The following is a 24,477-nucleotide window of genomic DNA, read 5'->3' on the forward strand; positions in this document are numbered from 1 at the left end:
TTCAATACGACTTCGCGAGCCCCAACACCTTTTCCGCGATGAAGCTGAGCGCAAGCTGCGGGCTGACCGGCGCGATGCGCGGGATCAGCACCTCGCGCAAATAGCGCTCGACGTGGAATTCCTTGGCGTAGCCGAAGCCGCCATGGGTCATCACCGCCTGCTCGCAGGCCGAGAAGCCCGCTTCGCCCGCCAGATATTTTGCGGCATTGGCCGCCGCGCCGCAGGGCATGCCCTTGTCGTATTGCCAGGCCGCCGACATCACCATCAGCCAGGCCGCTTCCAATTCGACCCAGTTCACCGCGAGCGGATGCTGGATGCCCTGGTTCTTGCCGATCGGGCGGTTGAACACGACGCGCGTCTTGGCGTATTCGGTCGCGCGCGACAGCGCGAGCTTGCCGAGACCGACGGCCTCGGCCGCGATGAGAATGCGCTCCGGATTCATGCCTTCGAGGATGTACTCGAAGCCTTTGCCTTCCTCGCCGATCCGATCCTCCATCGGGATTTCGAAGTCCTCGAAGAACAACTCGTTGGAATCGACGATCTTGCGGCCCATCTTCTCGATCTCGTGGACCTTGATCCTGTTCCGATCGAAATCGGTGTAGAACAGGCTGAGGCCGTGGGTGGGCGAGCGCACCTCCTCCAGCGGCGTGGTGCGCGCCAGCAGCAGGATTTTGTGTGCGACCTGGGCGGTCGAGATCCACACCTTCTGACCGTTGACGATGTAGCGATCGTTCTTGGCGACCGCGCGGGTCTTCAGCTGCGTGGTGTTGAGGCCGGTGTTCGGCTCGGTGACGGCGAAGCACGCCTTCTCGCGGCCCTCGACCATCGGCGGCAGCATGCGCCTGCGCTGCTTCTCGGTCCCGAACACGACGACGGGATTGAGTCCGAACACGTTGATGTGCACCGCCGAGGCACCGGACATGCCGGCGCCCGACTCGGCGATGGTGCGCATCATGATCGCGGCTTCCGTGATGCCGAGCCCGGAGCCGCCATATTCCTCCGGCACGCAGATGCCGAGCCAGCCGGCATCCGCCAGCGCCTTGTGGAAGTCGTGCGGGAAGCCGCCGTCGTGGTCCTTCTTCAGCCAATAAGCGTCGGGAAAGCCTTCGCAGATCTTGGCGATGGCGTCGCGAATGGCTTCCTGCTGATCGGTGAGCGCGAAATCCATGGCCTTGATCTCCCTTCGCCTTGCGTTCTTTAGCTCGAAAAACCGCATGCAGATACGTGAATTTGCCCGCGAAGTGTGTCTACCATGCATGGGGTCATGCGGCGCGACGGCAAGAGCGCGCCGTTATTTCGCAGGGAGGAAACCGCGATGGCCGGACTTTATTTCGAGGACTTTTCCGTGGGCCAGGAGTTCAGGCATCCCTTGACCCGGACCGTCACGGAGATGGACAACACCCTATTCAGCCTGCTGACGCTCAACCCGCAGCCGCTGCACATCGACGCGCATTTCGCCGAGAAGACCGAGTTCGGCCAGCGCATTTTCAACAGCCTTTACACGCTCGGCATCATGATCGGCATGACGGTCTATGATACGACCTTGGGCACCACCGTCGCCAATCTCGGTATGACCGACGTCACCTTTCCAAAGCCGGTCTTCCATGGCGACACGTTGCGGGCCACGACAAAGGTGCTCTCGGTGCGGGAATCCAGATCGCGGCCCACGGCCGGCCTCGTCGAGTTCGAGCACCACGCTTTGAACCAGAACGACGAGATCGTCGGTAAATGCCGCCGCATGGCGATGATGCACAAGAGGCCGGTCTGATGCGTTCGATGCTGTTCGTGCCGGGCGATTCCCCGCGCAAATTCGAGAAGGCGAGCGAAGGCAAGGCCGACGCGCTGATCATCGATCTCGAGGACTCCGTCGTCGCCGAGAAGAAGGCGGAAGCGCGTGAGCTCACGCTTTCGATGCTGAAGAGCCGCCCCGGCCCGCATCAGCTCTATGTCCGCGTCAACGCGCTCGACACCGGCCTGACGCTGGCGGATCTCGCCGCGGTGATGCCGGGCAGGACTGACGGCATCGTGCTGCCGAAATCGCAAGGCGGCGACGACGTGCGGCAGGTCGCGACCTGGCTCGAGGCTTTAGAAGCCGCTGCCGGCATCGCGATCGGTTCGACCCGCATCGTCTGCGTCGCGACGGAGACCGCCGGCTCGATCTTCGGTCTCGGCAGCTACAAGGGCTGCTCCCCTCGCCTCGCCGGCCTGATGTGGGGCGCGGAAGATCTCTCCGCCTCGCTCGGCGCCACCGAGAAGGCGAGCGGCGGCGTGTTCCACAGCCCCTATCGCCTGGCGCGCGATCTCTGCCTGATGGCGGCGGCCGCGGCCGAGGTCGCGCCGATCGACACGGTTTACACCGACATCGACAACCTCGCCGGCCTCGAGCAGGAGACGCGCGCCGCGCGGCGCGACGGCTTTTCGGCCAAGGCGCTGATCCATCCCAAGCATGTCGACATCGTCAACGCGGCCTTCGCGCCGACGGGGGCCGAGCGCGCCTGGGCGGAGAAGGTGATCGCGGCCTTCGCGAGCAATCCCAATTCCGGCACGCTGCGGCTCGACGGCCAGATGATCGACAAGCCGCACCTTCGCGCGGCGAAGAAAATTCTCGGCGAGGCCTAGAGCGGGCGTAGGCTGCGGCCTGAAGTTGGCGGCCTTAATCGAATGCCTGAACGGGCGGTGCGGGCGATTGCGCCGGCGCGGCAGGCGCGGCTTGAACCGGCGGAGCCTGGACCGGCGGGGCCGAATTGCCGGCAGCTCTCATCTGGCCGTTGGCGGCCATCGCCTCGCGCGTGCGCGACGGGCTGCCGGTCGCGGCGGCACGACGCGGCGGCGGCTGCCGCTGCCTTGCCGACTGTGAGCCTCTCAGGCCCCAGGAACGGGCGATCGACGGTCCGGCCGTGTAGCCGATCAAGGCTCCGGCGACCGCACCGACGGGGCCCAGCACGACCGCACCCGAGACCGCGCCCAGCGCCGCATCGCCCGCGCGCTCCTGTGCGAGCGCGCTCGCGGGCACACAGGCCAGCATTGCGACAGCAGTGATCAGTGCCTTGTTCATCGGAGCGCCTCCCTCGCGACAGATCACTCCTGCTCAAATATGGCCACACGAGGTTCACTTGCCGGCCAACAAAAGGCAATCGCGCCCGGAACCGGCCGTCCGGACAGGTCGATTGGCCGATCGTCGATCTCCAGGAGCCAGCAACAAGGACAGGCGCGCCAAGATCTTGACAGCGCTCGCGCGCTGAATATTTTTTTCGCCGAGAAGAGACCTTCTCATCCTCGCACAACCAAAGGATCCAACGCGACCGTCTGGAGAGACGACGATGCTCGATGAGAATCTGGCCCGCATTCGTGCGCACCGCAACAACATCCACCGCTACCGGCGCCTGCTGAAGACCAGGTTGTCGCAGCTGGAGCGCCAGTTCATCGAGAGACGCCTCGCCGAAGAGCAATCGGCGCTCGATGGCCTGACCGCAGCGACCTTTCCCGTCGGCCTCCGCGCCTCTGAGGCGCCGGCTGGCGCAATGGGGATGGCGCAATGAACAGCCAGCGCGACCTGCTCATCCGCGGCAGCGAGAGGGTCATTGGCCATTACGAGCTGCTTCTTGCCAGCGCCAAGAGCGAGCATGAGCGCGAGCTCTATCGCCAGCGCATCGAACGCGAGCGGCGGCTGATCCGGGACCTGCAAGGCGAATGGAATCACCGCGCGGCTTGAGATGGGAGATCACACGGCACGACACCCCAAGGCTATCGCATTTGAGAGCCCTTCCCGCGGCCATCCTTCGAGACGCCCGCTTGAGGCGGGCTCCTCAGGATGAGGACGGAGTGCGTGGCTACAGTTCAAGAGGCACTGTCGCTGATGAGCCTCATCCTGAGGAGGCGCGTCAGCGCCGTCTCGAAGGACGAGGCGGGCGCACCGGCCGCCGCTACAAGTCGTATGCGATAGCCCTGCCGACGCAGGGGGCGAACCGCTTCCGCGGTTCGTCGGCGCATTCGTTTCAGCGGACGAGACGATTGGGGCCTGCGAGCGCGCTGCTCGGCTCGGCTGCCGGCGCCACTCTGACGGTGGCGGTGAACGGCGCACCATTGCGCAGCAGCGTGAGCTTCACGTCCTCGCCGACGCGCGCGAGGCCGATCGTGTTGCGGAGCTGGGCGGCGGTGCGGATCGGGCGGTCATCGGCGCCGGTCACGACGTCGCCCTTGCGCAGGCCCGCCTTGTCTGCGGGCGAATCCGCCGCGATCTCGGCGATGACGGCACCCTGATTCAATCCCTTGTTGACCGACGGATGCAGGTCTTTCAGCGAAACGCCGATGCGGCCGCGCTCGACGCGGCCGCTCACGATGATCTGCTCCATCACCTTGCGCGCCATGTTGACCGGAATGGCAAAGCCGATGCCGACATTGCCGCCCGCGGGCGAGATGATCGCCGAGTTGATGCCGACGAGCTCGCCGCGCAGGCTGACCAGCGCGCCGCCGGAATTGCCGGGATTGATCGCCGCGTCGGTCTGGATGAAATCCTCATAGCCCTGCTTGCCGAGGCCGGTGCGGCCCAGCGCGCTGACGAGCCCCGAGGTCACGGTTTGGCCGAGGCCGAAGGGATTGCCGATCGCAAGGACGAAATCCCCGACATCGAGCCCGTCGCTGTCGCCGAAGGCAAGCGCCTTGAGCCCGACCGGGTTCTGGACCTGGAGCACCGCGACATCCGTCGGCGGATCGCGGCCGATGACCTTGGCGGAAAACTGCCGGCCGTCCTTGGTCGTGATCTGAACGGCGGAGGTGCCTTCGACCACGTGATTGTTGGTCAGCACATAGCCGCGCTGGGCGTCGACGATCACCCCGGAGCCGGTCGCATTGACCTCCTTCTCGATCTGCCGGGGCACGTCGAAGAACTCGCGAAAGAGCGGGTCGCGATAGAGCGGGTTGTCCTCGCGCACGCGGCCGTGCACGGAGATGTTGACCACCGCCGGCGTCACCTGACGTACCAGCGGCGCCAGGGTCGGCACCGGGCCACCGGTCTTCAGATCCGGAATCTGGCCGGCGGCAGGCTGCGATGCCGTGAGCGTCAGCATCAGCAAGGCCAGGAACAAGAGACGCACAGCATTCATCATCGTCACCCTGCCGCTTGTGTTGTGGGGATGGTCGAAACCGTGGCTTCAGCCTTCGTCGCCTGACGCGACGATCATGCCCTGCAGGACCAGAAACGGGACGGTCCAGGCTGCCGCGGCCTGGCCGAGCAGCACGAGGGCGAGGACGGTGGGCGTGACCATCATGCCGCCCGCCCTTCTGCGGCGGCCCATGGCCGCCGCAGCCGCATCGGCACGCCGCCGCCGCGCGGCGGGTCGTCATTGTCGTTGTCGCCGTCGAGCTTGCGCAAGGCGGCCAGAATGTCGGCGAGCCGGACCGTGTGGCTCATGCCGGGAATCTCGCGCAAGGCGGGACAGGATTCGACCGCGTACATGTCCGATGCCCAGGACGACAGGATGACGCGCTTCTCGGGCGAAGCGAGCTCTTCGGCATTCAGGACGTCGGCGGGCGAATCGTAGTGGGCGGCAGGATGAAACAGCGGATTGAGAGTGCCGGAACCGGTATTCACGTTGGTCATCGGTTAAGTCTCCCACATGCTCCTTTCCAGGGGGACGGCTTGTTGGCGAGGAGACGGCGGCGCCACATCGCCGCCGTCCCGCTTGACGTTCATGCGAGCGCTCAGGCTGCCTTCTTCTGCTCGATCTGCGATGCCGCGGGAGCGCCGCCCGCAATCTGAATGCGGCGCGGCTTCATGGCTTCCGGAACCTCGCGGACGAGGTCGATGATCAGGAGCCCGTCCTGGAACGAGGCCTGTTTCACCTGGACGTAGTCGGCAAGGTTGAACACGCGCCGGAACGGACGCGCGGCGATGCCCTGGTACAGATATTCGCGCGCGGCGGTCTCGGGCTTCTTGCCCTCGATGGTGAGCGCGTTCTGTTCGGCCGTCACGGTGATGTCGTTAACGCCGAACCCCGCTACCGCAAGGCTGATCCGGTAGTGATCTTCGCCGGAACGCTCGATGTTGTAGGGGGGATAATTGTCCTCGGTCGCCTGGCGCAGCGTGCTGTCGACGAGGTCGGCGAGGTGGTCGAAGCCGATGGTGGATCGCCACAGGGGCGCGAAGTCAAAACTGGTCCTCATAACCAAGTCCTCCAAAGAGCAAGATGGATACGAAGGAGCGCAAGGCGGGAATTCAGACGGGTCCGAAAGACCTGCCCGGCGCCCGTGCCGGACCCGATCTGGCATCCGGCACACCGCTCTCGCGGCGAAAAACGACTTAGAAAACCGGCAACCGGTTTCAAGAGGGGCCTGCAAAATTTTTTTGTCCCCATGGGTGGTCCGCCGGGCCCGCACGCTCTCGGCGGCAACGGCAAGGTAAAATAGGGATAAAATAGCCGGGTCGAAGGGAAGGCCAGATTGCCTCCGGCCTTGTGGCACCGGGCAACGCGCATGGCGTACCAGGCGGCAGCACACCACAGACCAGGGTCCCGACCGCGGCCGGCCGGTCTCGCGGCCGGCGCGATTGCCCTGCTCGCCGCCGCAACGGCCTGTGCGGCGCAGGCCGACGACATCGCCATCTCGCCCGCCGGACTGACGCCGATCGGAAAGGTCGATGCGCGCTTTCAGTCCTACAATATCGAAATGGTGGAGGTGACCGGCGGGCGGTTCTGGACACCTTATCCGCGAACCGCACGCGCCTTCGACCAACGGGATCGTTACAGCGCGCGCCCGCCGATCGACCTTGCCAATGGGCGGCTACGCCGGCTCGCGGCGGCGTTGTCGCCGGCCTATCTGCGCGTCAGCGGCACCTGGGCCAATGCGACGGTCTTTGCGGAGGCGCCGGGACAGCCGCCGCCGGGATTCAGCTCGGTGCTCAGCCGGGCGCAATGGCGCGGCGTCGTGGAGTTCGCGCGTGCGGTCGATGCAGAGATCGTCACCTCCTTTGCGATCAGCCCCGGCAGCCGCGATGCCCACGGCACCTGGACGCCGGACCAGGCGCAGCAGCTGATCGAGGCGACGCGCGCGCTCGGTGGCCGCATCGCCGCCGCCGAATTCATGAACGAGCCGACGCTCGCGGCGACGAACGGTGCACCGGCCGGCTATGACGCGGCCGCCTATGGCCGCGACTTCAAGGTCTTTCGCGATTGGATGCGGCGCGCCGCACCGGAGACGCTGATCCTCGGCCCGGGCTCGGCCGGCGATCCACCGTCGCCATCCGGGGCGGGGCTCACCACGCGCGATCTGCTTGCCGCATCCGGTCCCGGCGTCGATCGGTTTTCCTATCACCATTACAACACGATCTCGCCGCGCTGCGGCGGGCAGGACGATCCGGCGCAAGCCCTCTCGGAGCAATGGCTGGGCCGCACGGATACGACACGCGCGACCTACCAGGCCCTGCGCGACGCATTCGAGCCGGGCAAGCCGATCTGGCTGACCGAGACGGCTGATGCTGCCTGCGGCGGCGGCTTATGGGACCGGACTTTTCTGGACACGTTCCGCTATCTCGACCAGCTCGGACGCCTGGCGAAGGCCGGCGTGCAGGTGGTGATGCACAACACGCTGGCCGCCAGCGATTACGGCCTGCTCGAGGAAACGACGTTCCGGCCGCGGCCAAGCTATTGGGCCGCGCTGCTGTGGCGCCGGCTGATGGGAACGATCGTGCTCGACGCAGGCAAGTCTGCTCCGCGCGATCTCCATCTTTATGCGCATTGCCATCCCGACAAGGCAGGTGCGGTGTCGCTGCTCGCAATCAACACGTCCCGCAACACAGCGCGCACGCTATCGCTGCCGGTTTCCACCGAGCGATACATCCTGCACGCGGCGCGGCTGCAGGGCACGATGGTGCAGTTGAACGGCAAGACGCTCGCACTGAGCAACGATGGCCGGCTGCCGCCGCTTCAGGCACGTGTAGCGCCACCGGGCGCGTTTCGGCTCGCGCCGACAACGATCACCTTCCTGGTGCTTCCGAACGCTGCAAATCCGGCTTGCCTGTCCCGACGCTCAGGATCTTAGCGAGTCTCGCGCCGTCTCCGGCGCCATCAGCGTTGCGAGGATCGTGATGACCGACAGCGCAACGATATAGACCGACACCGCCCAGTACGATCCGGCCCATGCCAGCAGCGCAGCCGCGATCAGCGGCGAGAAGCCGCCGCTCAACGCCGCCGCGACGTTGGCGCCGAGCGAGGCACCGCTGTAACGCACCTGGGTGCGAAACAGCTCCGGCATGAACGCGGCCTTCGGCCCGAACAGCAGCGCATGGGTGAGCGTCATCGTGACGACGAGCGCAAGCGTGATCAGCGCCGGCTCTTTGGTGTCGAGGAACCAGAACAGCGGGAACGCCAACGCCACCGAGAACACGCCGCCGGCCAGGTACAGCGCCTTGCGTCCGAAGATGTCGGACAGCCAGCCGGCCAGCGGCAGCGTCGCGAACTCGACGATCGCGGCATAGACCACCGCGTCCAGGATCACCTGCCGTGGCAGGCCAAGCTTGGTCGTCGCGTAAACCACCGTGAACACGGTGAGGAGATAAGCGAGCCCGACCTCCGACACCGTGATCCCGATCGCGAGCAGAAAGCTGCGCCAGTCGCGGCGCAGCACTTCGAGGGCCGGTTGCGCCAGCACCTCCTTGCGTTCGACGATCTCCTTGAAGTGAGGCGTCTCCGCGAGCTTGAGCCGCACGATGAAGCCGACGCCGACCAGCAGAATGCTGATCAGGAACGGCACGCGCCAGCCCCAGCTGAGGAAATCCGCCTCGGGCAGCTTCGTCATCAGGGCGAAGATGCCGGTGGAGGCGGCGACGCCGACGGGAAAGCCGACCTGCACCAGGCTGCCGTAGAAGCCGCGGCGATTGCCGGCGTGCTCAATCACCATCACGACCGCGCCGCTCCACTCGCCCCCGAGCCCGATGCCCTGGACGAAGCGCAAGGCGATCAGCAGGATCGGGGCCCAGACGCCGATCTGATCGTAGGTCGGCAGGCAGCCGATCAGGAAGGTGCCGAGCCCCATCGCGATCATGGTCGCGACCAGCATGGTCTTGCGGCCGAGCCGGTCGCCGTAATGCCCGATGATCGCGCCGCCGATCGGCCGCGCGACGAAGCCGACCGCATAGGTCGAGAATGCCGCGAGCGTGCCGACGAAGGGATCGAAGCTCGGGAAGAACAGCTTGTTGAAAACGAGAGCCGCCGCCGTGCCGTAGATCAGGAAATCGTACCACTCGATGGCGGTGCCGAGCGCACTCGCCCACACCACATGCGCCGTCGTCGATCTCTCCGCGGAAGCGGAGACCCCCATTGCTGTCGTCATGCCCTGCCCCAACGATTCCGGTGGGCATCATGAATAATCAGGGTCAGGGTTGCAACCTGCCCGCGCACTTGGTCGCTCGCGTGCCCCGGACGCTGCGCAGCACGAAGTGATGCGCTGCAGAGCCGGGGCCCATGTCGCTGCGAGTTGCGCGGCCTGCTGGGTCCCGGCTCTGCGCAGCAGCGCTAGAGCGCTGCAGCGCGTCCGGGACGCGAGAGCGTCCGGTGCCGCCGCTCCGACACCCGTCATTGCGAGGAGCCCTTGCGACGAAGCAATCCAGACTGCCTCCGCGGAGAGATTCTGGATTGCTTCGCTTCGCTCGCAATGACGGGTGTTGATGCATTAGCGCTCCCTGCGCGACGTTGCCCAACTATCGTGGAACCCATTCCGCCCCCTTATTCGCCATTGACAAACTCATTCGCCAATATCTAATTTACCTCCACAAAACGACCCTGCCGCACCAAGCGGCCAATAAGAGAGAGGAAACGACAATGAGAGGGCTCCTGGCCTGCACCATGCTCGCGGCCATGACTTCAGCAGCCATGACATCGGCGGCGACCGCGCAAGTCTCCGACGACGTGGTGCGGATCGGCGTGCTGACGGATCTGTCGAGCTGGGGCCGCGACAACTCCGGGCCGGGCTCGGTCGAGGCCGCCAAGATGGCCGTGGAGGAATTCGGGCCGACCGTGCTCGGCAAGCCGATCGAGATCATCAGCGCGGACCACCAGATGAAGACCGACGTCGGCGTGCAGATCGTGCGCGGCTGGTTCGACAACGGCAAGGTCGACGCCGTCGTCGACATCCCCAATTCCGGCATCGCGATCGCCGTCCACAACATGGTGCGCGAGCGCGGCAAGATCGCGCTGCTCTCCGGCCCCGGCGCGAGCTCGCTGACCGACGAGCTGTGCAGCCCGAACACCGTGCACTTCACCTACGACACCTATGCGCTGTCGAAGGTGACCGCGTCCGCCGTGATCAAGGAAGGCGGCAAGTCCTGGTACTTCATCACCGCGGACTACGCTTTCGGCCAGCAGCTCGAGAAGGACGCAACCCGCTTCATCAACGAGATGGGCGGCAAGGTGCTCGGCGGCGTCAAGCATCCGACCAACACCGCGGACTTCTCCTCCTTCGCGCTGCAGGCGCAGAGCTCGAAGTCCGACGTGGTCGCCTTCGCCAATGCCGGCCAGGACACCGATAACGCCATCAAGCAATCCGGCGAGTTCGGCCTGGTCCAGGGCGGCCAGAAGCTGGTCGGCCTCTTGATGTTCGACACCGACGTGCACGCCATCGGCCTCAAGGCCGCGCAGGGCACTTACATGACCACTGCGTCCTACTGGGCCATGGACGAGGCCACCCGCGCCTGGTCCAAGAAGTTCTACGAGCGCACCAAGGTGATGCCGACGATGATCCAGACCGGCGTCTACGGCTCGGTGCTGCATTATCTCAAGGCGATCAAGGCGGCCGGCACCGACGATTCCGCCAAGGTGATGGCGAAGATGCGCGAGCTGCCGATCGAGGATATCTTCGTCCACGGCGGCAAGTTGCGCGAGGACGGCCGTGTCATCCGCGACATGTATCTCGCCAAGGTGAAGTCGCCCGAGCAGTCCAAGGAGCCGTGGGATTATCTGGACATCGTCAAGACCGTGAAGGGCGAGGACGCCTTCCGCCCGATCTCCGAATCCAAGTGTCCGCTCCTGAAAAAGTGAGGCCCGATATGGCTGGCAACGAGCATGGCGCCATGGAGACTTACGAGTGCGACGTGCTCGTGGCCGGATCGGGTTGCTCCGGCATGTCGGCCGCGATCACCGCGCGTTATCGCGGCCTCGACGTGCTGATCGTGGAAAAGGAACCGCGCTTCGGCGGCACCACGGCCCGCTCCGGCGGCTGGCTGTGGATCCCCGGCACCTCGCTGGCGAAGGCCTACGGCATCGAGGAGTCGCCGGAGCAGGCCCGCACCTACTTGCGGCACGAGGCCGGCAACAATTACGACGCGGCACGCGTCGATGCCTTCCTGAGCGCCGGTCCTGAAGCCGTCGATTTCTTCACCACCAAGACGGCACTGCGCTTCGACATGCCGCTGGTGTTCCCGGACTACCACGCCGAAGCGCCCGGCGGCGCGCAGGGTGGCCGCTCCATGGTGACGCGCCCGTTCGATGGCCGCGAGCTCGGCGACCAGATCAAGACGTTGGGCATGCCCCTGCCCGAGCTCACCGTGTTCGGCATGATGCTCGGAAGCGGCAAGGAGATCATTCACTTCATGCGCGTGACGAAGTCGCTGACCTCGGCGGTCTATGTCGCCAAGCGGCTATCGCGGCATCTGATGGACGTGCTGCGCTACGGCCGCGGCATGACCTTGACCAACGGCAATGCGCTTGCGGGGCGGCTCGCGAAATCCGCGCAGGATCTGAAGATTCCGATGTGGCTGTCCTCCCCGGTGCGCGAGCTGACGGTCGAGAACGGCGCGGTGACCGGTGCGATCGTGTCGCGCGAGGGACGCGAGGTGCGTGTCCGCGCACGGCAGGGCGTCGTGCTCGCCTGCGGCGGCTTCCCGCACGATGTCGAACGTCGCAAGAAAATGTTCCCGCACGCACCGACCGGCAAGGAGCATTTTTCGCCCGGCCCCATCGGCAACACGGGCGACGGCCTGCGGCTTGCCGAGAGCGCCGGCGGACATGTCGAGAATCGCCTGCCAAACGCGGCGGCGTGGGTGCCGGTGTCGCTGACCACGCGCAAGGACGGCTCCAAGGGCGTGATGCCGCATTTCATCGATCGCGCCAAACCCGGCGTGATCGCGGTGATGCGCGACGGCAGGCGCTTTGCCAACGAGGGCAATTCCTATCACGACTTCGTCCAGGCCATGATCAAGGCGGCCAAGCCCGGCGAGGAGATCGCCGCCTATCTCGTCTGCGATCACAAGACGTTGCGGAAATACGGCCTCGGATGCGTGCCGCCCTTCCCGATGCCGCTGGGTCACCATTTGAGGACCGGCTATCTCATGCGCGGCGGCACGCTGGAAGCGTTGGCCGCCAAGGCCGGCATCGATGCGAAGGCGTTCACCGAGACGGTCAAGCAATTCAATGCGACGGCGTCGCAAGGTCACGACGCCGCCTTCGGCAAAGGTTCAAAAGCCTATAACCGCTACCAGGGCGATGCGCTGCACGGCCCCAACCCCTGCGTGGCGCCGATCGAGAATGGTCCGTTCTACGCCATCAAGATGGTGATCGGCGATCTCGGCACCTATGCCGGCATCGTCACCGACGAGAACGCGCGGGCGCTCGACGCCGAGGGCCGGGTGATCCCCGGCCTCTATGCAGCCGGCAACGACATGGCGAGCATCATGGGCGGCAATTATCCCGGCGCCGGCATCACGCTTGGGCCGGCGCTGACCTTCGGCTACATTGCCGGCAGACATCTTGCCGACAGCGCCGCCAAGCGCGACGCGGCGTAAGCCAGGCTTAGAGGCGCATGAAGAGAGAGAGCCGCGGCATCCAGTCGATCGAGGTCGGCGGCGAATTGCTTCGCGCGCTCGCCCGGAGCGGCGAGCCGATGATGCTGCGCGATCTCGCCCGCGAAGCCGGCATGACGCCGGCCAAGGCGCATCCCTATCTCGCCAGCTTCTCGCGCATCGGCCTGATCGAGCAGGACGAGACCACCGGCCGCTACGAGATCGGCGCACTTGCGCTGGAGCTCGGCCTGATCAGCCTGCGCCGCCTCTCCGGCGTGCGCATCGCGCGTCCCAAGATCTCGGGCCTCGCGAGCCAGATCGGCCACGCCGTCTCGCTCGCGGTCTGGGGCACGCACGGCCCGACCGTGGTGCAGCTCGAAGAGCCCGCCCAGCCGGTGCACATCGTGATGCGCGTCGGCTCGGTGATGGCACTGCTGGAGACCGCGACCGGCCGCGCGTTCGCGGCCTTCCTGCCGGAGAAGACGATCAGCGCCGCGCTCGACAGCGGCCTCGACCGCCATGGCGTCGGCTACAACCCGAAGCGCGCCGTGAAGGGTACCAAAGTGGCCGAGATGCTCGCTGAGGTGCGCAAGCACGGCCTCGCCCGTGCGCTCGGCGATCCCCTGCCCGGCGTCAACGCGTTCTCCGCGCCGGTGTTCGACCATTCCGGCCACGTCGCGCTGGTCATCACCGCGATGGGCCCGGAAGGCACGTTTGATGCCCGCTGGGACAGCCCGATCGCGCATGCCCTGCGCGAGTGCGCGGAGAGCATTTCGAAGCGGCTGGGTTACGGGATCACCGTTGCGGCCGAGTGAGGCTTCGCAGCCCAACACAAACACCGCTGTCATGCCCCGCGCAGGCGGGGCATCCAGTACGCCGCGGCGAATGTGGCGAGAGCGAGATCTCCAACGCGCGCCTCTGGAATACTGGATCGCCCGGTCAAGCCGGGCGATGACAGCGAATGTGGAGCGACCTCGCCCCCTACTTTTCCTTCACCGGCACCGTGTAGTTCAGGACCAGCCGGCCGCCATCCGGATAGATCGTCTGCCCGGTGATGTACGACGCATCGTCGCTGGCCAGGAACGCCACGACGGAGGCGACCTCGCTCGGCTCGCCGCCGCGGCCGGCGGGCGTTCGTGACATCACGGTCTTGCGGGCGTCCTCCGAGGTGTAGATGGACGACGCCACCATGTCGGTCAGAATCGTGCCCGGCCCGACCGCGACGACGCGGATGTTGTGGGGAGCGAGTGCGACGGCCGCGACGGAGGTGAGCTGCTTCATGCCGCCCTTCGACATCGCGTAGGTCGCCAGCGCCGGGATCGCCAGCAGCGCATTCACCGAGGACATGTTGATGATGACCCCGCCGCCGCCTTGCGCGATCATCTGCCTCGCCGCCGCCTGCACGCCGAAGAACGCGCCCTTCAAATTGATGCCGATGATCTCGTCGAATTCCTCTTCGGTGATGTCGAGGATGTCGCGGTTGCGGGCGACGCCGGCATTGTTGACCATGATGTCGAGCCGGCCGAACTCCTTCACCGCGGTCGCGACCAGCTGATCGACGTCCGCGCGCTTGGCGACGTTGCCGACGATCGTGCGCAACGCATTCGGCCGGCCAAGCTCGGCGGCCGTGGCGGCGAGGCCTTCGGCATCGACGTCGGAAATGACGACCTTGACGCCGTCGTCCAAAAACCTCTTCGCGCAGGCCTTGCCGATGCCGCGCGCCGCGCCGGTGATGGCCGCGACCTTGCCGGATAGTCTCATGGTCTCACTCCAGGACTTGGGACGATTTCACCTTGCTCTCAGAGGAAACGATCGGGCGCGAACGGCGCGAGCGGAATTTCCGGCGCCTTGCCGCTCACGAGCTGGGCGACGAGACGACCGGTGCGGGCCGAGCCGACCAGGCCGACATGGCCATGGCCGAACGCATAGACGATGTCGCGCGAGGCGCGCGCGTAGCCGATGCAGGGACGTCCGTCCGGCATGCTCGGGCGATGGCCGAACCAGGTCTTGACGCGCGAGGCCGGAATGTCCTTCGGCAGCTTCGGGAACATGCCGACGAGGTGGTTGCGCAGGATCTCGGCGCGCTTCCAGTTCGGCGCGGCTTCCAAGCCGGCGATCTCGACCGTGCCGGCGGCGCGCAGGCCCTTGTTGGTCCAGTTCACCACAAGCTTGGCGTCGGAGGCCATCATCGAGCTGCGCGGACCTACTTCCGGATTCTCGATCACGACATGATAGCCGCGCTCGGTTTCGAGCGGGAGGGGATCGCCGATCGACGCAGTGAGCTGCTTCGAGCGGGCACCGGCCGCGACCACAGCGGCATCGCAAGCGATCTCGCCGGTCTCGGTGAGAACGGCCACGAGCTTGCCGCCGTTGAGCTTCAGCCCGGTCGCCTTGGCGCGCACGTGCTTGGCGCCACTGGCGATCGCGTGATTGGCGAGCGCGCCAACGTAAGCGCCGGGATCGCGGCAGCGGCCGGCTTCCTCCACCACCACGCCAAAGGTGTAGCGCGGATGCAGGTCCGGCTCACGCTGGCGCATTTCGTCGGCATTGAGCTCCAGCCATTCGACGCCGACCTTCTTGCGCAGGCGCCAGCCGAGATCGTTGTCGAAATTGCCGCGCGAGGTGAACACGTGCATCACGCCGTTGCGCTCGATCAATTCGGGGACGCCGGCTTCTTCCGCGAGCTTCTTGTGCAGCAGCGGCGCGTCCTTCAAGAGGTCGCGCAGCGCGAACGCCGTGGTCTCGACCCGCGCCGCGGTCCAGCCCGAGAGCAGGTACTTGATCAGCCAGGGCAGCGCCTTCGGCAAGTAGGACCAGCGGATCGCGAGCGGACCGAGCGGGTCCATCAGATAGCCCGGCACCTTCTTCCACACGCCCGGCTCCGCCGGCGGGATCACCGAATGCGACGACAGCCAGCCGGCATTGCCGTAGCTCGCCGCCTGTTCGCCGCCCGGGTCGCCGGGATCGATCAGCGTGACGCGATGCCCCTCGCGCAGCGCCTCGATCGCGCTGATCACGCCGACCGCGCCGGCTCCGATGATGGCGACGTGGCGGCCGGCCGGCATCGCTTTAAGCCTTCACTGCGGGCGTAAAATCCTTGCCAACCGAGATCGCCCTGGGATCGATGATGCAATGGAGGATCGACGGCTTGCCCGAAGCGAGCGCGCGCTCGAAGGCGGGCGCGAACTCTTCGGTGCGCTCGACACGCTCGCCATGGCCGCCGAACGCCTTCGCGTACATCGCAAAGTCCGGGTTCTTCAGCTGGGTGCCGACGACGCGGCCGGGATAGTCGCGCTCCTGATGCATGCGAATGGTGCCGTATTGCGCATTGTCGACGATGATGACGACGAGCGGCGCGTCGTATTGCACGGCGGTGGCGAATTCCTGGCCGTTCATCAGGAAGCAGCCGTCGCCCGCAAACGCGACGACGACCCGATCCGGATATTGCCGCTTGGCGAGCACGCCAGCCGGCACGCCATAGCCCATCGAGCCCGAGGTCGGTGCGAGCTGGGCGGCAAAGCTGTGGAAGCGGTGATGGCGGTGAATCCAGCCGGCATAATTGCCGGCGCCGTTGCAGACGATCGCGTCCTTGGGCAGGCGGTCGCGCAGCCAGGTCATGACCTCGCCGTACTGGAACCTGCCCGGCAGCTCGCGCGCCTTCCCGGTCCAGGCCAGATAATCGGCATGCGCCTTGGCGGCTTCGCCCTTCCACGCCACCGCGCCGGAAGGCTTCAGCGTCTCGACGGCAGCGGCGAAGGCGGCCGGCGTGGCCTGGATCGCCAGCGCCGGCTGATAGATGCGGCCGAGCTCTTCGGAGCCCGGATGCACATGGATCAGCTTCTGCTTCGGATTGGGAATGTCGAGCAGCGTATAGGACGAGGACGGCATCTCCGACATGCGGCCGCCGACCAGCAGGAGAACGTCGGCATTGTCGATGCGCGCCTTCAGGCCCGGGCTCGGCCCGATGCCGAGGTCGCCGGCATAGTGCGAATGGTCGGCATCGATCAGCGAAGCCCGGCGGAACGAGGTCGCGACCGGCAGGTCGAACCGCTCGGCGAAGCGCGCGATGCTCTTGGTCGCCTCCTCGGTCCAGCGCGAGCCGCCGAGAATGACGAGCGGCGCCTTGGCGCCGGCCAGCATGGCGCCGAGCTTCTCGATATCGGCAGGCGCCGGCCAGCTCACCGCCGGCTCGATGCGCATGGCATCGGCAACGGCCGCGGTCTCGGTCAGCATATTCTCCGGCAGCGCGATCACGACGGGACCGGGGCGGCCCTGCATGGCGACGCGGAAGGCGCGCGCCACCAGCTCCGGAATGCGGTCGGGACGATCGATCTCGACCGCCCATTTCGCCATCGAGCCGAACACCGCCTTGTAGTCGAGCTCCTGGAACGCCTCGCGCTCGCGCATGCCGGTGTCGACCTGGCCGACGAACAGGATCATCGGCGTCGAATCCTGCATCGCGATGTGGACGCCGTGGCTGGCATTGGTGGCACCGGGGCCGCGGGTGACGAAGCAGATTCCGGGCCGGCCCGTGAGCTTGCCATAGGCCTCCGCCATCATCGCCGCCCCGCCTTCGGCACGGCAGATCACGACGTCGATCGGGCTGTCATGCAGCGCATCGAGGGCCGCCAGATAGCTCTCACCCGGCACGCAGGTGACGCGCTCGACGCCCTGGGCGACGAGCTGATCGATCAGGATCTGGCCCCCGGTGCGGGTGTTGCGAATGGTCATGTCGGCTCCCTCAAGACTTCAGCGATGCGCACTTATGCGGGAACTGGCCTAGGACAGGCCGAGAGCGTGCGCAAGGTCGAAAGGCTTCTCGCACCCTGCGCAGGCGTCATGCCCGTCCCTGCCGTTTGCACTACAGGTCCCGGCGCGGCGATGATGGCGAGCTTCGAGATCTTCGTCTACGATCCGGCGATCCAAATCGTCGGGAGCACCGGAATGCAAACCATCGGCCTGATCGGAGGCATGAGCTGGGAGAGCACCGTACTTTACTACAAGCTCATCAACGAGCGGGTCCGCGACCGCATCGGCAAGCTGCATTCGGCCCCGCTCTTGATGTATTCCTACGATTTCGAGGAGATCAAGCAGATGCAATATGCCGGCCGCTGGCAGGAGGCGGCGACCAGCCTCGCTGAGGTCGCGCGCCTGCTCGAAAGTGCCGGCGCGCGGGCGATCGTGCTGTGCACGAACACGATGCACAAACTGGCGCCCGAGATCATATCCAGCGTGAGCGTTCCGTTCATCCACATCGGCGACGCGACGGCCGAGCGGATCCGGGCCAAGGGATATCGGCGGGTCGGGTTGCTCGGCACCAGGTTCACGATGGAGGAAGATTTCTACATCGATCGATTGCGCGCGCATGATCTCGACGTCATGGTCCCTCCCGCGGACGAGCGCGCGGAGGTGAACCGCATCATCTACGACGAGCTGTGCCTCGGGAACGTCGCCGCGCCCTCGCGCCGCCGCTACCAGGAGGTGATGGCGGCCCTCGTCGCCGGCGGAGCCGAGTGCATCATTCTCGGCTGCACCGAGATCACCATGCTGGTCGGCCCGGACGACACGTCTGTCGAGACGTTCGACACCACGGCCATTCACGCGGAAACGGCCGCCGATTTCGCGATCGGGTGAATTTGATCCCTCTTCAGCCCCGTTCCGGGATCGAGGTCCCTGGAAGGTGGGCTATCCTCACCCGCTCCGCTTCTGCCGCGCGCTCGCCAGCAGCACCAGCATGAACGAGGCCGCCGTCATCAAGGTCGAGATCGCGGCGATGGTCGGATCGATCTCGTCGCGCAGCGCGGTGAACATGCGCTTGGTCAGCGGCTGATACTGGCCGCCGGAGATGAACAGCGCGACGATGGTCTCGTCCATCGCCGAGATGAAGGCGAAGATTCCGCCGGCGACCACGCTGGACTTGATCTGCGGCAGCGTCACCGCGAAGAAGCTGCGCAGGCGGTTCATGCCGAGGCTGCGCGCCACCATCTCTTGCGCGGGATCGAAGCTCTGCAGACCCGCAAGCACCGAAATCACGACATAAGGCAGGCCCAGCATCACGTTGGCCAGCACGAGGCCGGGCATGGTCGCGACCAGGCCGACCTTGGCATAGACGAAGAAGATGCCGACCGCGGTGATGATGATCGGAACCACGAGCGGCAGCAGCAGCGCCATGTGGATGAGACGCATGATCCGCAGCTTCGACTGGCTGATGGCATAGGCGGCGGCCACCCCGAACGGGGTCGCGATCACGACGGTGAGGAGCGCAACCGTCAGCGTCACCCGCGTCGCCTGCATCCAGGCGGGATTTGAGAAATATTGCTGGTACCAGCGCAGCGAGAAGGACGGCGGCGGAAAGGTCAGGAAGCGCGCGCTGGAGAACGAGATCGGCGCGATGATCAGAACGGGAAGGATCAGATAGACCAGCACCAGCAAACTGATCACATACAGGACGATCCGTGCGGGCGAGGCGCGCATCATTTCTGCCCCAACACGCGGTCGAGCGAGACGAAGCGGCTTACAATGAAGAAGATCGCGACCACACTGATTAGCAGCACGACAGCGACCGCGCTGGCCGCGCCGAATTGGTTGTAGAGCTCGACGTTGCGGCTCACCAGCATCGACACCATCACGGTGCGGCCGCCGCCGAGCAGTTCCGGCGTGATGTAGAAGCCGAGGCAGAGCACGAACACCATGGTGCAGCCGGCAAGCACACCCGGCAGCGACAGCGGCAGGAACACGCGCATGAAAGTGAGCGAGGGGCTCGCGCCCAGGCTGGCGCCGGCCTGCATGAGATCGTTCGGGATCTTCTGCATGGTGGCATAGAGCGGCAGCACCATGAACGGCAGCAGGATGTGCACGGTCGCGACAACCGTGCCGAACGTGTTGTGGACCAGCGCGAGCGGCTCGGAGATCACATCGAGATAGCGCAGGAACTGGTTGATCACGCCGCTGCGCTGGAGCAGCGCCAGCCAGGCATAGGCGCGCACCAGCACGCTGGTCCAGAACGGCAGCACGACCAGCGACAGGATCAGGATGCTCCACCCTTTCGGCACCGAATTGGCGAGGTAGGCCACGGGATAGCCCAGCAGCAGCGCGATTGCCGTGACCGCGAGGCTGATCTCGAACGTCAGTGCAAAGCTGCGCCAGTAGACATCTTCGGTGAAGACGCGGCGATAGTTCTCCAGCGTGAAGCCGTCATGATAGATCGACTGCCAGGCGAGCCAACCGACTGGCAGCACGATCAGGGCAAGGATCACCAGCAGCGCCGGCGACACCAATGCCAGCATCAGGCCGTGCTCGCGGCGCTGATGCTTTTGGGAGGGATCTGGCACGGATGTCGTCAACGCTGGCCTCGCCTACTTTTGCATGAAGGACGCCCAGCGCTTCTCGGCGGCTTCGCCCGCGGACGAGGACCACCAGGCGTAGGACATCAGCGCCTGCTTGGCCGCATTCGCCGGCTCGCTCGGCAATTGCGCAGCGCGCTCCGCCTTGATCACGCCCGTCTCGAACGCCTTGGGATTGCCCGGGCCATAATCGATGTGCAGCGGCAGATTGGCCTGGTGCACGGGATCGACCGCCGCGTTGAGGAACTTCACCGCGGTTTCCAGATTCGGCGCGCCCTTGAGGATGCAGAGCGAGGTGCTCTGCAAAATGCCCTGATTGTAGGTGAAGGTGACCTTCGCGCCCTCCTTGGCCACCGCGCTGACCCGACCGTTCCAGGCCATCTCCATGTCGACCTCGCCGTCATTGAGCAGCTGCGCCGACTGCGCGCCCGAGGTCCACCACACCGTGATGTGCGGCTTGATCTCTTCCAGCTTCTTGAAGGCGCGGTCGACATCGAGCGGATAGAGCTTGTCGGGCGCGACGCCATCGGCCATCAGCGCCGCCTCGAGCGTCGCGAACGGGTGGTTGCGCAGCGCGCGGCGGCCGGGGAATTTCTTGACGTCCCAGAAATCGGCCCAGCTGTTCGGCGCGTCCTTCGGGAAGGCTTTCTGGCTGTAGGCCAGCACGCTGGAATAGAACTCGTAGGACACCGAATAGGGACTGCGATAGGCCTCCGGCATCGCCGCGCCGTTTGGAATCTTCGAAAAGTCGAGCTTCTCGATCAGCCCCTGCTCGCCGCCGCGCAGGCAGTTGCCGGTCGGGGTGTCGACGACGTCCCAGATCGGCTTGCCGCTGCCGACTTGCGTCTTGATCGCGGGCCAGGCGTCGGGAATGGAGTCCTGGTTGATGGTGATGCCGAGCTTCTTGGCGGAGGGATCGAGGATCGCCACCGTCTGTGCCTGCTGATAGGCGCCGCCTTGCGAGACGAAGGTGATCTGCTCGGCGGCATCAGCCGCACTGGTCAACCCGATTGCGCCCAGCAGCGCGCAGCCCAATCCGAATTTCTGCTTCATCGTCATCCTCACCTCCTCCAAATAGAGCTCACTGACCGATCGCGTCGAGAAACTGGTACCAACCGGCGACCATGCGCACGGCGGGCTCGCGCAGCGGATAGAACGGGATCGCCTTCATGCGCCTGATGTCGAGCAGGCCGACGTCGGGCGTCTCGCCGCGCACGAAGGCGGCGAGATAGCGGCCCATCAGGCTCGACATCGCAACGCCGGCGCCGTTGTAACCCACCGCGAACAGCGTGCGGTCGTCGAGCCGACCGATATGCGGCACCGAGTCCAGCGTCATCGCGACCAGCCCCGACCATTTGTATGCGAGCGGGACATCGGCGAGATCGGGGAAGATGCCGACCATCGCCTTGCGCAAGGCGTCGAACGCGGCTTGCGAGTCCTGCTTGCCGAAGGCGCCGCGGCCGCCGAAGATCACACGGTTGTCGACCATGCGGAACCAGCGCATCATGCGCTTGGTCTCGGTGTAGGTGCGCCCGGTCGGCATCAATTTTCCCGCGAGATTGCCGGGGAGCCGCTCGGTTGCGACTATGGCGCTGCGGAAGGGAATTAGCGTGCGCTGCAGATGCGCGGTGGCACTGGTCAGGTCCGAATAGCTGTTGGTGGCAATGATCGCCTGCTTGGCGCGCACCGCGCCTTGCGGGGTCTCGGCGACGATGCCGTCGCCTTCCCTTCGAAGCGTTGTGACCGGCGATCCCTGGAAGATTGCAACGCCGCGGCGCGCGACGCCATCGGCGAGGCCGCGCAAATAGTTCAGCGGATGAATGCCGCCCGAGCCGGGATTGAGCACGCCGCCGACGAAGATGTCGGAGCCGGTCTCCTCGCGCACCTGGCCTTTGTCGAGGATGCGAGCCGCGGCCGAGCCCATCTCGCGCGTCATCCAGTTGGCTTCGTCAATCGCGGCCCGGAGCGTCGTCTCGTTGTGCGCAGCCTTGACCTGGCCGGTGCGCACAAGGTTCGCGCTGGTGATGCCGAATTCGGAGACGAGCTCCTCGACCATGTCGGTCGATTCATGGGCGATCTCGTACATGCGCCGCGCCATGGCGCGGCCATGCACGGCATCGATTTCGCGGAACGAGAGGCGGAACTTTGCCGTGATCACGCCGCCATTGCGCCCGCTCGCGCCCCAGCCGGGACGGTTGGCCTCGAGCACGACGGGGCTGAGCCCGCTCTTGGCGATGTGGTGCGCGGCGGAGAGGCCGGTATAGCCGGCACCGATGATCACCACATCGGCTTGGCTCTCGCCCGACAGCACGGGATAGTCGCGCGCCGGATCCGCCGTGGCTTCCCACAGCGAATTGACCGATGGCAGCGCGCGCCAGTCCCGTGTCATGCCACAGCCCTCCGTTACGCCGCCGGGCCGATCGCGGCGTCGGCGAGCGCCTTCAGCGTCGGGAAATGGAAGTCCGGCTTGGTCAGCGTCTCCACCGCCGGCGTGCCGCCGAAGCCGGCAATGCCCTGGCGGCGCTCGATCCAGCACACCTTGTAGCCGAGCTTCCGCGCGATCCCGATGTCGTGATACTGGCTCTGCGCGACATGCAGGATATCCGACTGCTTGTAGCCGAACGCCGACTGGCGGCCCTTGTTGTAGGCGAAGAATTCCGGATTGGGCTTGGCAACACCGGTGTCGTCGGCACAGACCGTGTCATCGAAGGGATTTCCGAGCGCATGCGCGTAGCACGACAGCGCGACGCGGTCGGCATTGGTCATCGCGACCAGGCGGAACTTCGTGCGCAGCCGCCTGAGCGCTTCCACCGAATCCGGGAATGGCCCCCAGCGCAGCACCGAAAGCTGGAACACGTCGCAGGATGCGTCGTCAGAGGGCAAACCTAGCTCGGTGGCAAGATGGCGATAGACGTGGAACATCACTTCGCTGGAGCGCTCGTAGTGCTTGTCGCGGCCCCGCTTGTAGGGCTCGAAAATCTGCTCGTCGCTGAGCTCGGCTGCCTTCCTGCCTCCGATCTTGCGCACGGCTTCGAGCACGCCGGTTTCGAAATCAATCAAGGTGCCGACGACATCGAAGGTGAGAACCTTGAAATTGCTGAACGCGGCTTGGGTCGACATGGTCTTCTTCTCTCAGGTTGCCCGGGGCACGACGATCGTGTCCTCGGGGTGGAGCGTGACGGTGAGATTGCCGCCGAGGGGCGGAATGCGGTGATAGGCCTGGTGATAGCTCGGCTGGCGCAGGCTGAGCGCGATGCCATCGGCGAGCGCGAGGAAAATGCGCAAGCTCTCGCCCTGATAGACGATGTCGGTGACCGTTCCGGTCAGCCGGTTGCAGGCCTCATCCTGCGCGCCGTCGTCGATCAGCAGCTTCTCGCTGTGCACGGCCAGCATCAGGGCATCGCCATCGGGAATGGCGCGCGCGCTGCGCAGCAGGGCATTGCCGAGTGCGACGCTGCAAGCATCGACGCGGCGGACCGGCAGCATCGTGGCTTCGCCGATAAAGCTGGCGACGAAGGAATCGGCGGGATGATCGTGCAGCCGCGCCGGCGCGTCGATCTGAACCAGCCGGCCGTCCTTCATGACGGCGACGCGGTCGCTCATGGTCAGCGCCTCGCGCTGGTCATGGGTGACGTAGATGATGGTCGCCTGGATGCGCTTGTGCAACGCGCGCAGCTCGATCTGCATGGATTCGCGCAGCTGCTTGTCGAGCGCCGAGAGCGGCTCATCCATCAGGATCAGGCGCGGCTCGAAGATCATGGCGCGTGCGAGGGCCACGCGCTGACGCTGACCGCCGGAGAGCTGCGCGATGCCGCGCTCTTCATAGCCGGCAAGGCCGACCATGCTGAGCGCTGCGCGCACCTTGTCCGGCCAGACGGATTTCGGCAGGCGTCGCGCGCGCAAGGGAAAGGCGACGTTCTCGCCGACGCTCATATGCGGAAACAGCGCATAGTTCTGGAACACCACGCCGATGTCGCGCTTGTGCGGCGGCATATAGGTGACGTCACGGCCCCCGAACAGAATCGTGCCTGAGGTCGGCAGGATGAAGCCGCCCAAAATGCCGAGCAGCGTGGTCTTGCCGGAGCCGGAGGGGCCCAGCAGCGAGACGAATTCACCGGCGCTGACATTGAGCGAAACGTCGTCGAGGGCGCGAACGGCGCCATAGGCCTTGCTGGCGGACCTGATCTCGACGCTTTCCGCTCGCTTGTCCAACGATCGACCTCGCGATGTCCCTGCGCTGGCGTGCCTCACTGCGCGCCATAAGGCTGCTTTATAGACAGGGCTTTGGAGCACTCACGGCCTAAGCGTGCGCTGCACCAAACCTTCTCCCGAAGCCCCTGTGTTTAGGCTGTCATGCTCATGACACCA

Annotated in this window: 24 protein-coding genes; 9 read left to right on the forward strand and 15 right to left on the reverse strand. The window is 65.8% G+C overall.

From position 1 onward, the window contains the following. Position 1: 1 nt before the first annotated feature. Positions 2–1,168 (reverse strand): acyl-CoA dehydrogenase family protein, encoded by a 1,167-nt coding sequence (locus tag ACNJYA_RS29630; RefSeq protein ID WP_439401157.1) that lies wholly within the window; start codon positions 1,166–1,168, stop codon positions 2–4. A gap of 147 nt (positions 1,169–1,315) precedes the next feature. Here ACNJYA_RS29630 and ACNJYA_RS29635 point away from each other — a divergent pair, with 147 nt between their 5' ends. Both ACNJYA_RS29635 and ACNJYA_RS29640 read left to right on the forward strand, forming a co-directional pair. Then, positions 1,316–1,768, forward strand: coding sequence for a MaoC family dehydratase (locus tag ACNJYA_RS29635; protein ID WP_260382499.1), 453 nt, complete (start codon positions 1,316–1,318; stop codon positions 1,766–1,768). After that, positions 1,768–2,619 carry an HpcH/HpaI aldolase/citrate lyase family protein gene (locus ACNJYA_RS29640; protein WP_439401158.1) on the forward strand — a complete coding sequence of 284 codons (852 nt, stop codon included), beginning with the start codon at positions 1,768–1,770 and terminating at the stop codon, positions 2,617–2,619. The genes ACNJYA_RS29635 and ACNJYA_RS29640 overlap by 1 nt, the downstream gene beginning before the upstream one ends. A gap of 34 nt (positions 2,620–2,653) precedes the next feature. Here the strand turns inward: ACNJYA_RS29640 and ACNJYA_RS29645 are convergent, their stop codons facing one another. Next, positions 2,654–3,055, reverse strand: coding sequence for a hypothetical protein (locus ACNJYA_RS29645; protein WP_212254482.1), 402 nt, complete (start codon positions 3,053–3,055; stop codon positions 2,654–2,656). Between the two features lie 265 nt (positions 3,056–3,320). On the opposite strand from ACNJYA_RS29645, the gene ACNJYA_RS29650 reads away from it, so the two are divergent. Then, the gene (locus ACNJYA_RS29650) at positions 3,321–3,539 is read left to right on the forward strand and encodes a hypothetical protein (RefSeq protein ID WP_212254481.1); all 219 of its coding nucleotides are present in this window, start codon (positions 3,321–3,323) and stop codon (positions 3,537–3,539) included. Further along, the gene (locus ACNJYA_RS29655) at positions 3,536–3,712 is read left to right on the forward strand and encodes a hypothetical protein (RefSeq protein WP_439401159.1); all 177 of its coding nucleotides are present in this window, start codon (positions 3,536–3,538) and stop codon (positions 3,710–3,712) included. Before ACNJYA_RS29650 ends, ACNJYA_RS29655 begins: the two co-directional genes overlap by 4 nt. Before the next feature lie 283 nt (positions 3,713–3,995). Here ACNJYA_RS29655 and ACNJYA_RS29660 read toward each other — a convergent pair whose 3' ends face one another. From ACNJYA_RS29660 to ACNJYA_RS29670, 3 genes are all read right to left on the reverse strand, one after another. Beyond that, on the reverse strand, positions 3,996–5,102 hold the full coding sequence (locus ACNJYA_RS29660) for a trypsin-like peptidase domain-containing protein (protein ID WP_212254898.1): 1,107 nt from the start codon (positions 5,100–5,102) through the stop codon (positions 3,996–3,998). A gap of 161 nt (positions 5,103–5,263) precedes the next feature. After that, positions 5,264–5,599 (reverse strand): hypothetical protein, encoded by a 336-nt coding sequence (locus ACNJYA_RS29665; RefSeq protein WP_439401160.1) that lies wholly within the window; start codon positions 5,597–5,599, stop codon positions 5,264–5,266. A 101-nt stretch (positions 5,600–5,700) separates the two neighbouring features. Beyond that, entirely contained in the window at positions 5,701–6,162 is a 462-nt protein-coding gene (locus tag ACNJYA_RS29670; RefSeq protein ID WP_439364120.1) for an Hsp20 family protein, read from the reverse strand. Between the two features lie 309 nt (positions 6,163–6,471). On the opposite strand from ACNJYA_RS29670, the gene ACNJYA_RS29675 reads away from it, so the two are divergent. Then, positions 6,472–8,034 carry a hypothetical protein gene (locus ACNJYA_RS29675; RefSeq protein WP_439364121.1) on the forward strand — a complete coding sequence of 521 codons (1,563 nt, stop codon included), beginning with the start codon at positions 6,472–6,474 and terminating at the stop codon, positions 8,032–8,034. Here ACNJYA_RS29675 and ACNJYA_RS29680 read toward each other — a convergent pair. After that, positions 8,023–9,324 (reverse strand): MFS transporter, encoded by a 1,302-nt coding sequence (locus ACNJYA_RS29680; RefSeq protein WP_212254476.1) that lies wholly within the window; start codon positions 9,322–9,324, stop codon positions 8,023–8,025. The genes ACNJYA_RS29675 and ACNJYA_RS29680 overlap by 12 nt on opposite strands. A 488-nt stretch (positions 9,325–9,812) precedes the next feature. On the opposite strand from ACNJYA_RS29680, the gene ACNJYA_RS29685 reads away from it, so the two are divergent. From ACNJYA_RS29685 to ACNJYA_RS29695, 3 genes are read left to right on the forward strand one after another with little or no spacing between them, the layout of a single operon-like run. Beyond that, complete coding sequence (locus ACNJYA_RS29685) at positions 9,813–11,027, forward strand: ABC transporter substrate-binding protein (protein ID WP_212254475.1); 1,215 nt, start codon at positions 9,813–9,815, stop codon at positions 11,025–11,027. A gap of 8 nt (positions 11,028–11,035) precedes the next feature. Further along, the gene (locus ACNJYA_RS29690; RefSeq protein ID WP_439364122.1) at positions 11,036–12,769 is read left to right on the forward strand and encodes an FAD-dependent oxidoreductase; all 1,734 of its coding nucleotides are present in this window, start codon (positions 11,036–11,038) and stop codon (positions 12,767–12,769) included. A gap of 17 nt (positions 12,770–12,786) precedes the next feature. Continuing rightward, positions 12,787–13,581, forward strand: a complete 795-nt coding sequence (locus tag ACNJYA_RS29695; protein WP_212254473.1) for an IclR family transcriptional regulator — start codon at positions 12,787–12,789, stop codon at positions 13,579–13,581. A 166-nt stretch (positions 13,582–13,747) separates the two neighbouring features. Here the strand turns inward: ACNJYA_RS29695 and ACNJYA_RS29700 are convergent, their stop codons facing one another. From ACNJYA_RS29700 to ACNJYA_RS29710, 3 genes are read right to left on the reverse strand one after another with little or no spacing between them, the layout of a single operon-like run. Further along, positions 13,748–14,527 (reverse strand): SDR family NAD(P)-dependent oxidoreductase, encoded by a 780-nt coding sequence (locus ACNJYA_RS29700; protein ID WP_439364123.1) that lies wholly within the window; start codon positions 14,525–14,527, stop codon positions 13,748–13,750. A gap of 38 nt (positions 14,528–14,565) precedes the next feature. Continuing rightward, the gene (locus tag ACNJYA_RS29705) at positions 14,566–15,831 is read right to left on the reverse strand and encodes an NAD(P)/FAD-dependent oxidoreductase (protein WP_212254471.1); all 1,266 of its coding nucleotides are present in this window, start codon (positions 15,829–15,831) and stop codon (positions 14,566–14,568) included. 4 nt (positions 15,832–15,835) lie between these two features. Beyond that, the gene (locus ACNJYA_RS29710) at positions 15,836–17,497 is read right to left on the reverse strand and encodes a thiamine pyrophosphate-binding protein (RefSeq protein WP_212254470.1); all 1,662 of its coding nucleotides are present in this window, start codon (positions 17,495–17,497) and stop codon (positions 15,836–15,838) included. A 213-nt stretch (positions 17,498–17,710) separates the two neighbouring features. On the opposite strand from ACNJYA_RS29710, the gene ACNJYA_RS29715 reads away from it, so the two are divergent. Further along, complete coding sequence (locus tag ACNJYA_RS29715) at positions 17,711–18,400, forward strand: aspartate/glutamate racemase family protein (RefSeq protein WP_439367530.1); 690 nt, start codon at positions 17,711–17,713, stop codon at positions 18,398–18,400. A gap of 57 nt (positions 18,401–18,457) precedes the next feature. Here ACNJYA_RS29715 and ACNJYA_RS29720 read toward each other — a convergent pair whose 3' ends face one another. From ACNJYA_RS29720 to ACNJYA_RS29745, 6 genes are all read right to left on the reverse strand, one after another. Continuing rightward, positions 18,458–19,243 (reverse strand): ABC transporter permease, encoded by a 786-nt coding sequence (locus tag ACNJYA_RS29720; protein ID WP_172786916.1) that lies wholly within the window; start codon positions 19,241–19,243, stop codon positions 18,458–18,460. Then, positions 19,240–20,052: an ABC transporter permease gene (locus tag ACNJYA_RS29725; protein ID WP_172786997.1), complete on the reverse strand. Its 813-nt coding sequence runs from the start codon at positions 20,050–20,052 to the stop codon at positions 19,240–19,242. Before ACNJYA_RS29725 ends, ACNJYA_RS29720 begins: the two co-directional genes overlap by 4 nt. Positions 20,053–20,121: 69 nt before the next feature. Continuing rightward, positions 20,122–21,168: an ABC transporter substrate-binding protein gene (locus tag ACNJYA_RS29730; RefSeq protein ID WP_172786917.1), complete on the reverse strand. Its 1,047-nt coding sequence runs from the start codon at positions 21,166–21,168 to the stop codon at positions 20,122–20,124. Between the two features lie 22 nt (positions 21,169–21,190). Further along, complete coding sequence (locus tag ACNJYA_RS29735; protein WP_439364125.1) at positions 21,191–22,498, reverse strand: NAD(P)/FAD-dependent oxidoreductase; 1,308 nt, start codon at positions 22,496–22,498, stop codon at positions 21,191–21,193. Positions 22,499–22,512: 14 nt separating this feature from the next. Further along, the gene (locus ACNJYA_RS29740; RefSeq protein WP_439364126.1) at positions 22,513–23,229 is read right to left on the reverse strand and encodes an HAD family hydrolase; all 717 of its coding nucleotides are present in this window, start codon (positions 23,227–23,229) and stop codon (positions 22,513–22,515) included. A 12-nt stretch (positions 23,230–23,241) separates the two neighbouring features. Further along, positions 23,242–24,321 carry an ABC transporter ATP-binding protein gene (locus ACNJYA_RS29745; RefSeq protein WP_172786920.1) on the reverse strand — a complete coding sequence of 360 codons (1,080 nt, stop codon included), beginning with the start codon at positions 24,319–24,321 and terminating at the stop codon, positions 23,242–23,244. Between the last annotated feature and the right edge of the window lie 156 nt (positions 24,322–24,477).

This window comes from Bradyrhizobium sp. BLXBL-01 (assembly GCF_051853025.1).
Classification (GTDB): domain Bacteria; phylum Pseudomonadota; class Alphaproteobacteria; order Rhizobiales; family Xanthobacteraceae; genus Bradyrhizobium.

Bases quoted from the DNA above. Each gene is read 5' to 3' on its own strand.
- ACNJYA_RS29715 (WP_439367530.1), top strand. From the start codon at position 17,711: ATGCAAACCATCGGCCTGATCGGAGGCATGAGCTGGGAGAGCACCGTA.
- ACNJYA_RS29685 (WP_212254475.1), top strand. From the start codon at position 9,813: ATGAGAGGGCTCCTGGCCTGCACCATGCTCGCGGCCATGACTTCAGCA.
- ACNJYA_RS29730 (WP_172786917.1), bottom strand. From the start codon at position 21,168: ATGACGATGAAGCAGAAATTCGGATTGGGCTGCGCGCTGCTGGGCGCA.
- ACNJYA_RS29735 (WP_439364125.1), bottom strand. From the start codon at position 22,498: ATGACACGGGACTGGCGCGCGCTGCCATCGGTCAATTCGCTGTGGGAA.
- ACNJYA_RS29645 (WP_212254482.1), bottom strand. From the start codon at position 3,055: ATGAACAAGGCACTGATCACTGCTGTCGCAATGCTGGCCTGTGTGCCC.
- ACNJYA_RS29630 (WP_439401157.1), bottom strand. From the start codon at position 1,168: ATGGATTTCGCGCTCACCGATCAGCAGGAAGCCATTCGCGACGCCATC.
- ACNJYA_RS29690 (WP_439364122.1), top strand. From the start codon at position 11,036: ATGGCTGGCAACGAGCATGGCGCCATGGAGACTTACGAGTGCGACGTG.
- ACNJYA_RS29665 (WP_439401160.1), bottom strand. From the start codon at position 5,599: ATGACCAACGTGAATACCGGTTCCGGCACTCTCAATCCGCTGTTTCAT.
- ACNJYA_RS29670 (WP_439364120.1), bottom strand. From the start codon at position 6,162: ATGAGGACCAGTTTTGACTTCGCGCCCCTGTGGCGATCCACCATCGGC.
- ACNJYA_RS29640 (WP_439401158.1), top strand. From the start codon at position 1,768: ATGCGTTCGATGCTGTTCGTGCCGGGCGATTCCCCGCGCAAATTCGAG.
- ACNJYA_RS29725 (WP_172786997.1), bottom strand. From the start codon at position 20,052: ATGCTGGCATTGGTGTCGCCGGCGCTGCTGGTGATCCTTGCCCTGATC.
- ACNJYA_RS29700 (WP_439364123.1), bottom strand. From the start codon at position 14,527: ATGAGACTATCCGGCAAGGTCGCGGCCATCACCGGCGCGGCGCGCGGC.
- ACNJYA_RS29675 (WP_439364121.1), top strand. From the start codon at position 6,472: ATGGCGTACCAGGCGGCAGCACACCACAGACCAGGGTCCCGACCGCGG.
- ACNJYA_RS29635 (WP_260382499.1), top strand. From the start codon at position 1,316: ATGGCCGGACTTTATTTCGAGGACTTTTCCGTGGGCCAGGAGTTCAGG.
- ACNJYA_RS29740 (WP_439364126.1), bottom strand. From the start codon at position 23,229: ATGTCGACCCAAGCCGCGTTCAGCAATTTCAAGGTTCTCACCTTCGAT.
- ACNJYA_RS29695 (WP_212254473.1), top strand. From the start codon at position 12,787: ATGAAGAGAGAGAGCCGCGGCATCCAGTCGATCGAGGTCGGCGGCGAA.
- ACNJYA_RS29680 (WP_212254476.1), bottom strand. From the start codon at position 9,324: ATGACGACAGCAATGGGGGTCTCCGCTTCCGCGGAGAGATCGACGACG.
- ACNJYA_RS29705 (WP_212254471.1), bottom strand. From the start codon at position 15,831: ATGCCGGCCGGCCGCCACGTCGCCATCATCGGAGCCGGCGCGGTCGGC.
- ACNJYA_RS29710 (WP_212254470.1), bottom strand. From the start codon at position 17,497: ATGACCATTCGCAACACCCGCACCGGGGGCCAGATCCTGATCGATCAG.
- ACNJYA_RS29655 (WP_439401159.1), top strand. From the start codon at position 3,536: ATGAACAGCCAGCGCGACCTGCTCATCCGCGGCAGCGAGAGGGTCATT.
- ACNJYA_RS29720 (WP_172786916.1), bottom strand. From the start codon at position 19,243: ATGATGCGCGCCTCGCCCGCACGGATCGTCCTGTATGTGATCAGTTTG.
- ACNJYA_RS29650 (WP_212254481.1), top strand. From the start codon at position 3,321: ATGCTCGATGAGAATCTGGCCCGCATTCGTGCGCACCGCAACAACATC.
- ACNJYA_RS29660 (WP_212254898.1), bottom strand. From the start codon at position 5,102: ATGAATGCTGTGCGTCTCTTGTTCCTGGCCTTGCTGATGCTGACGCTC.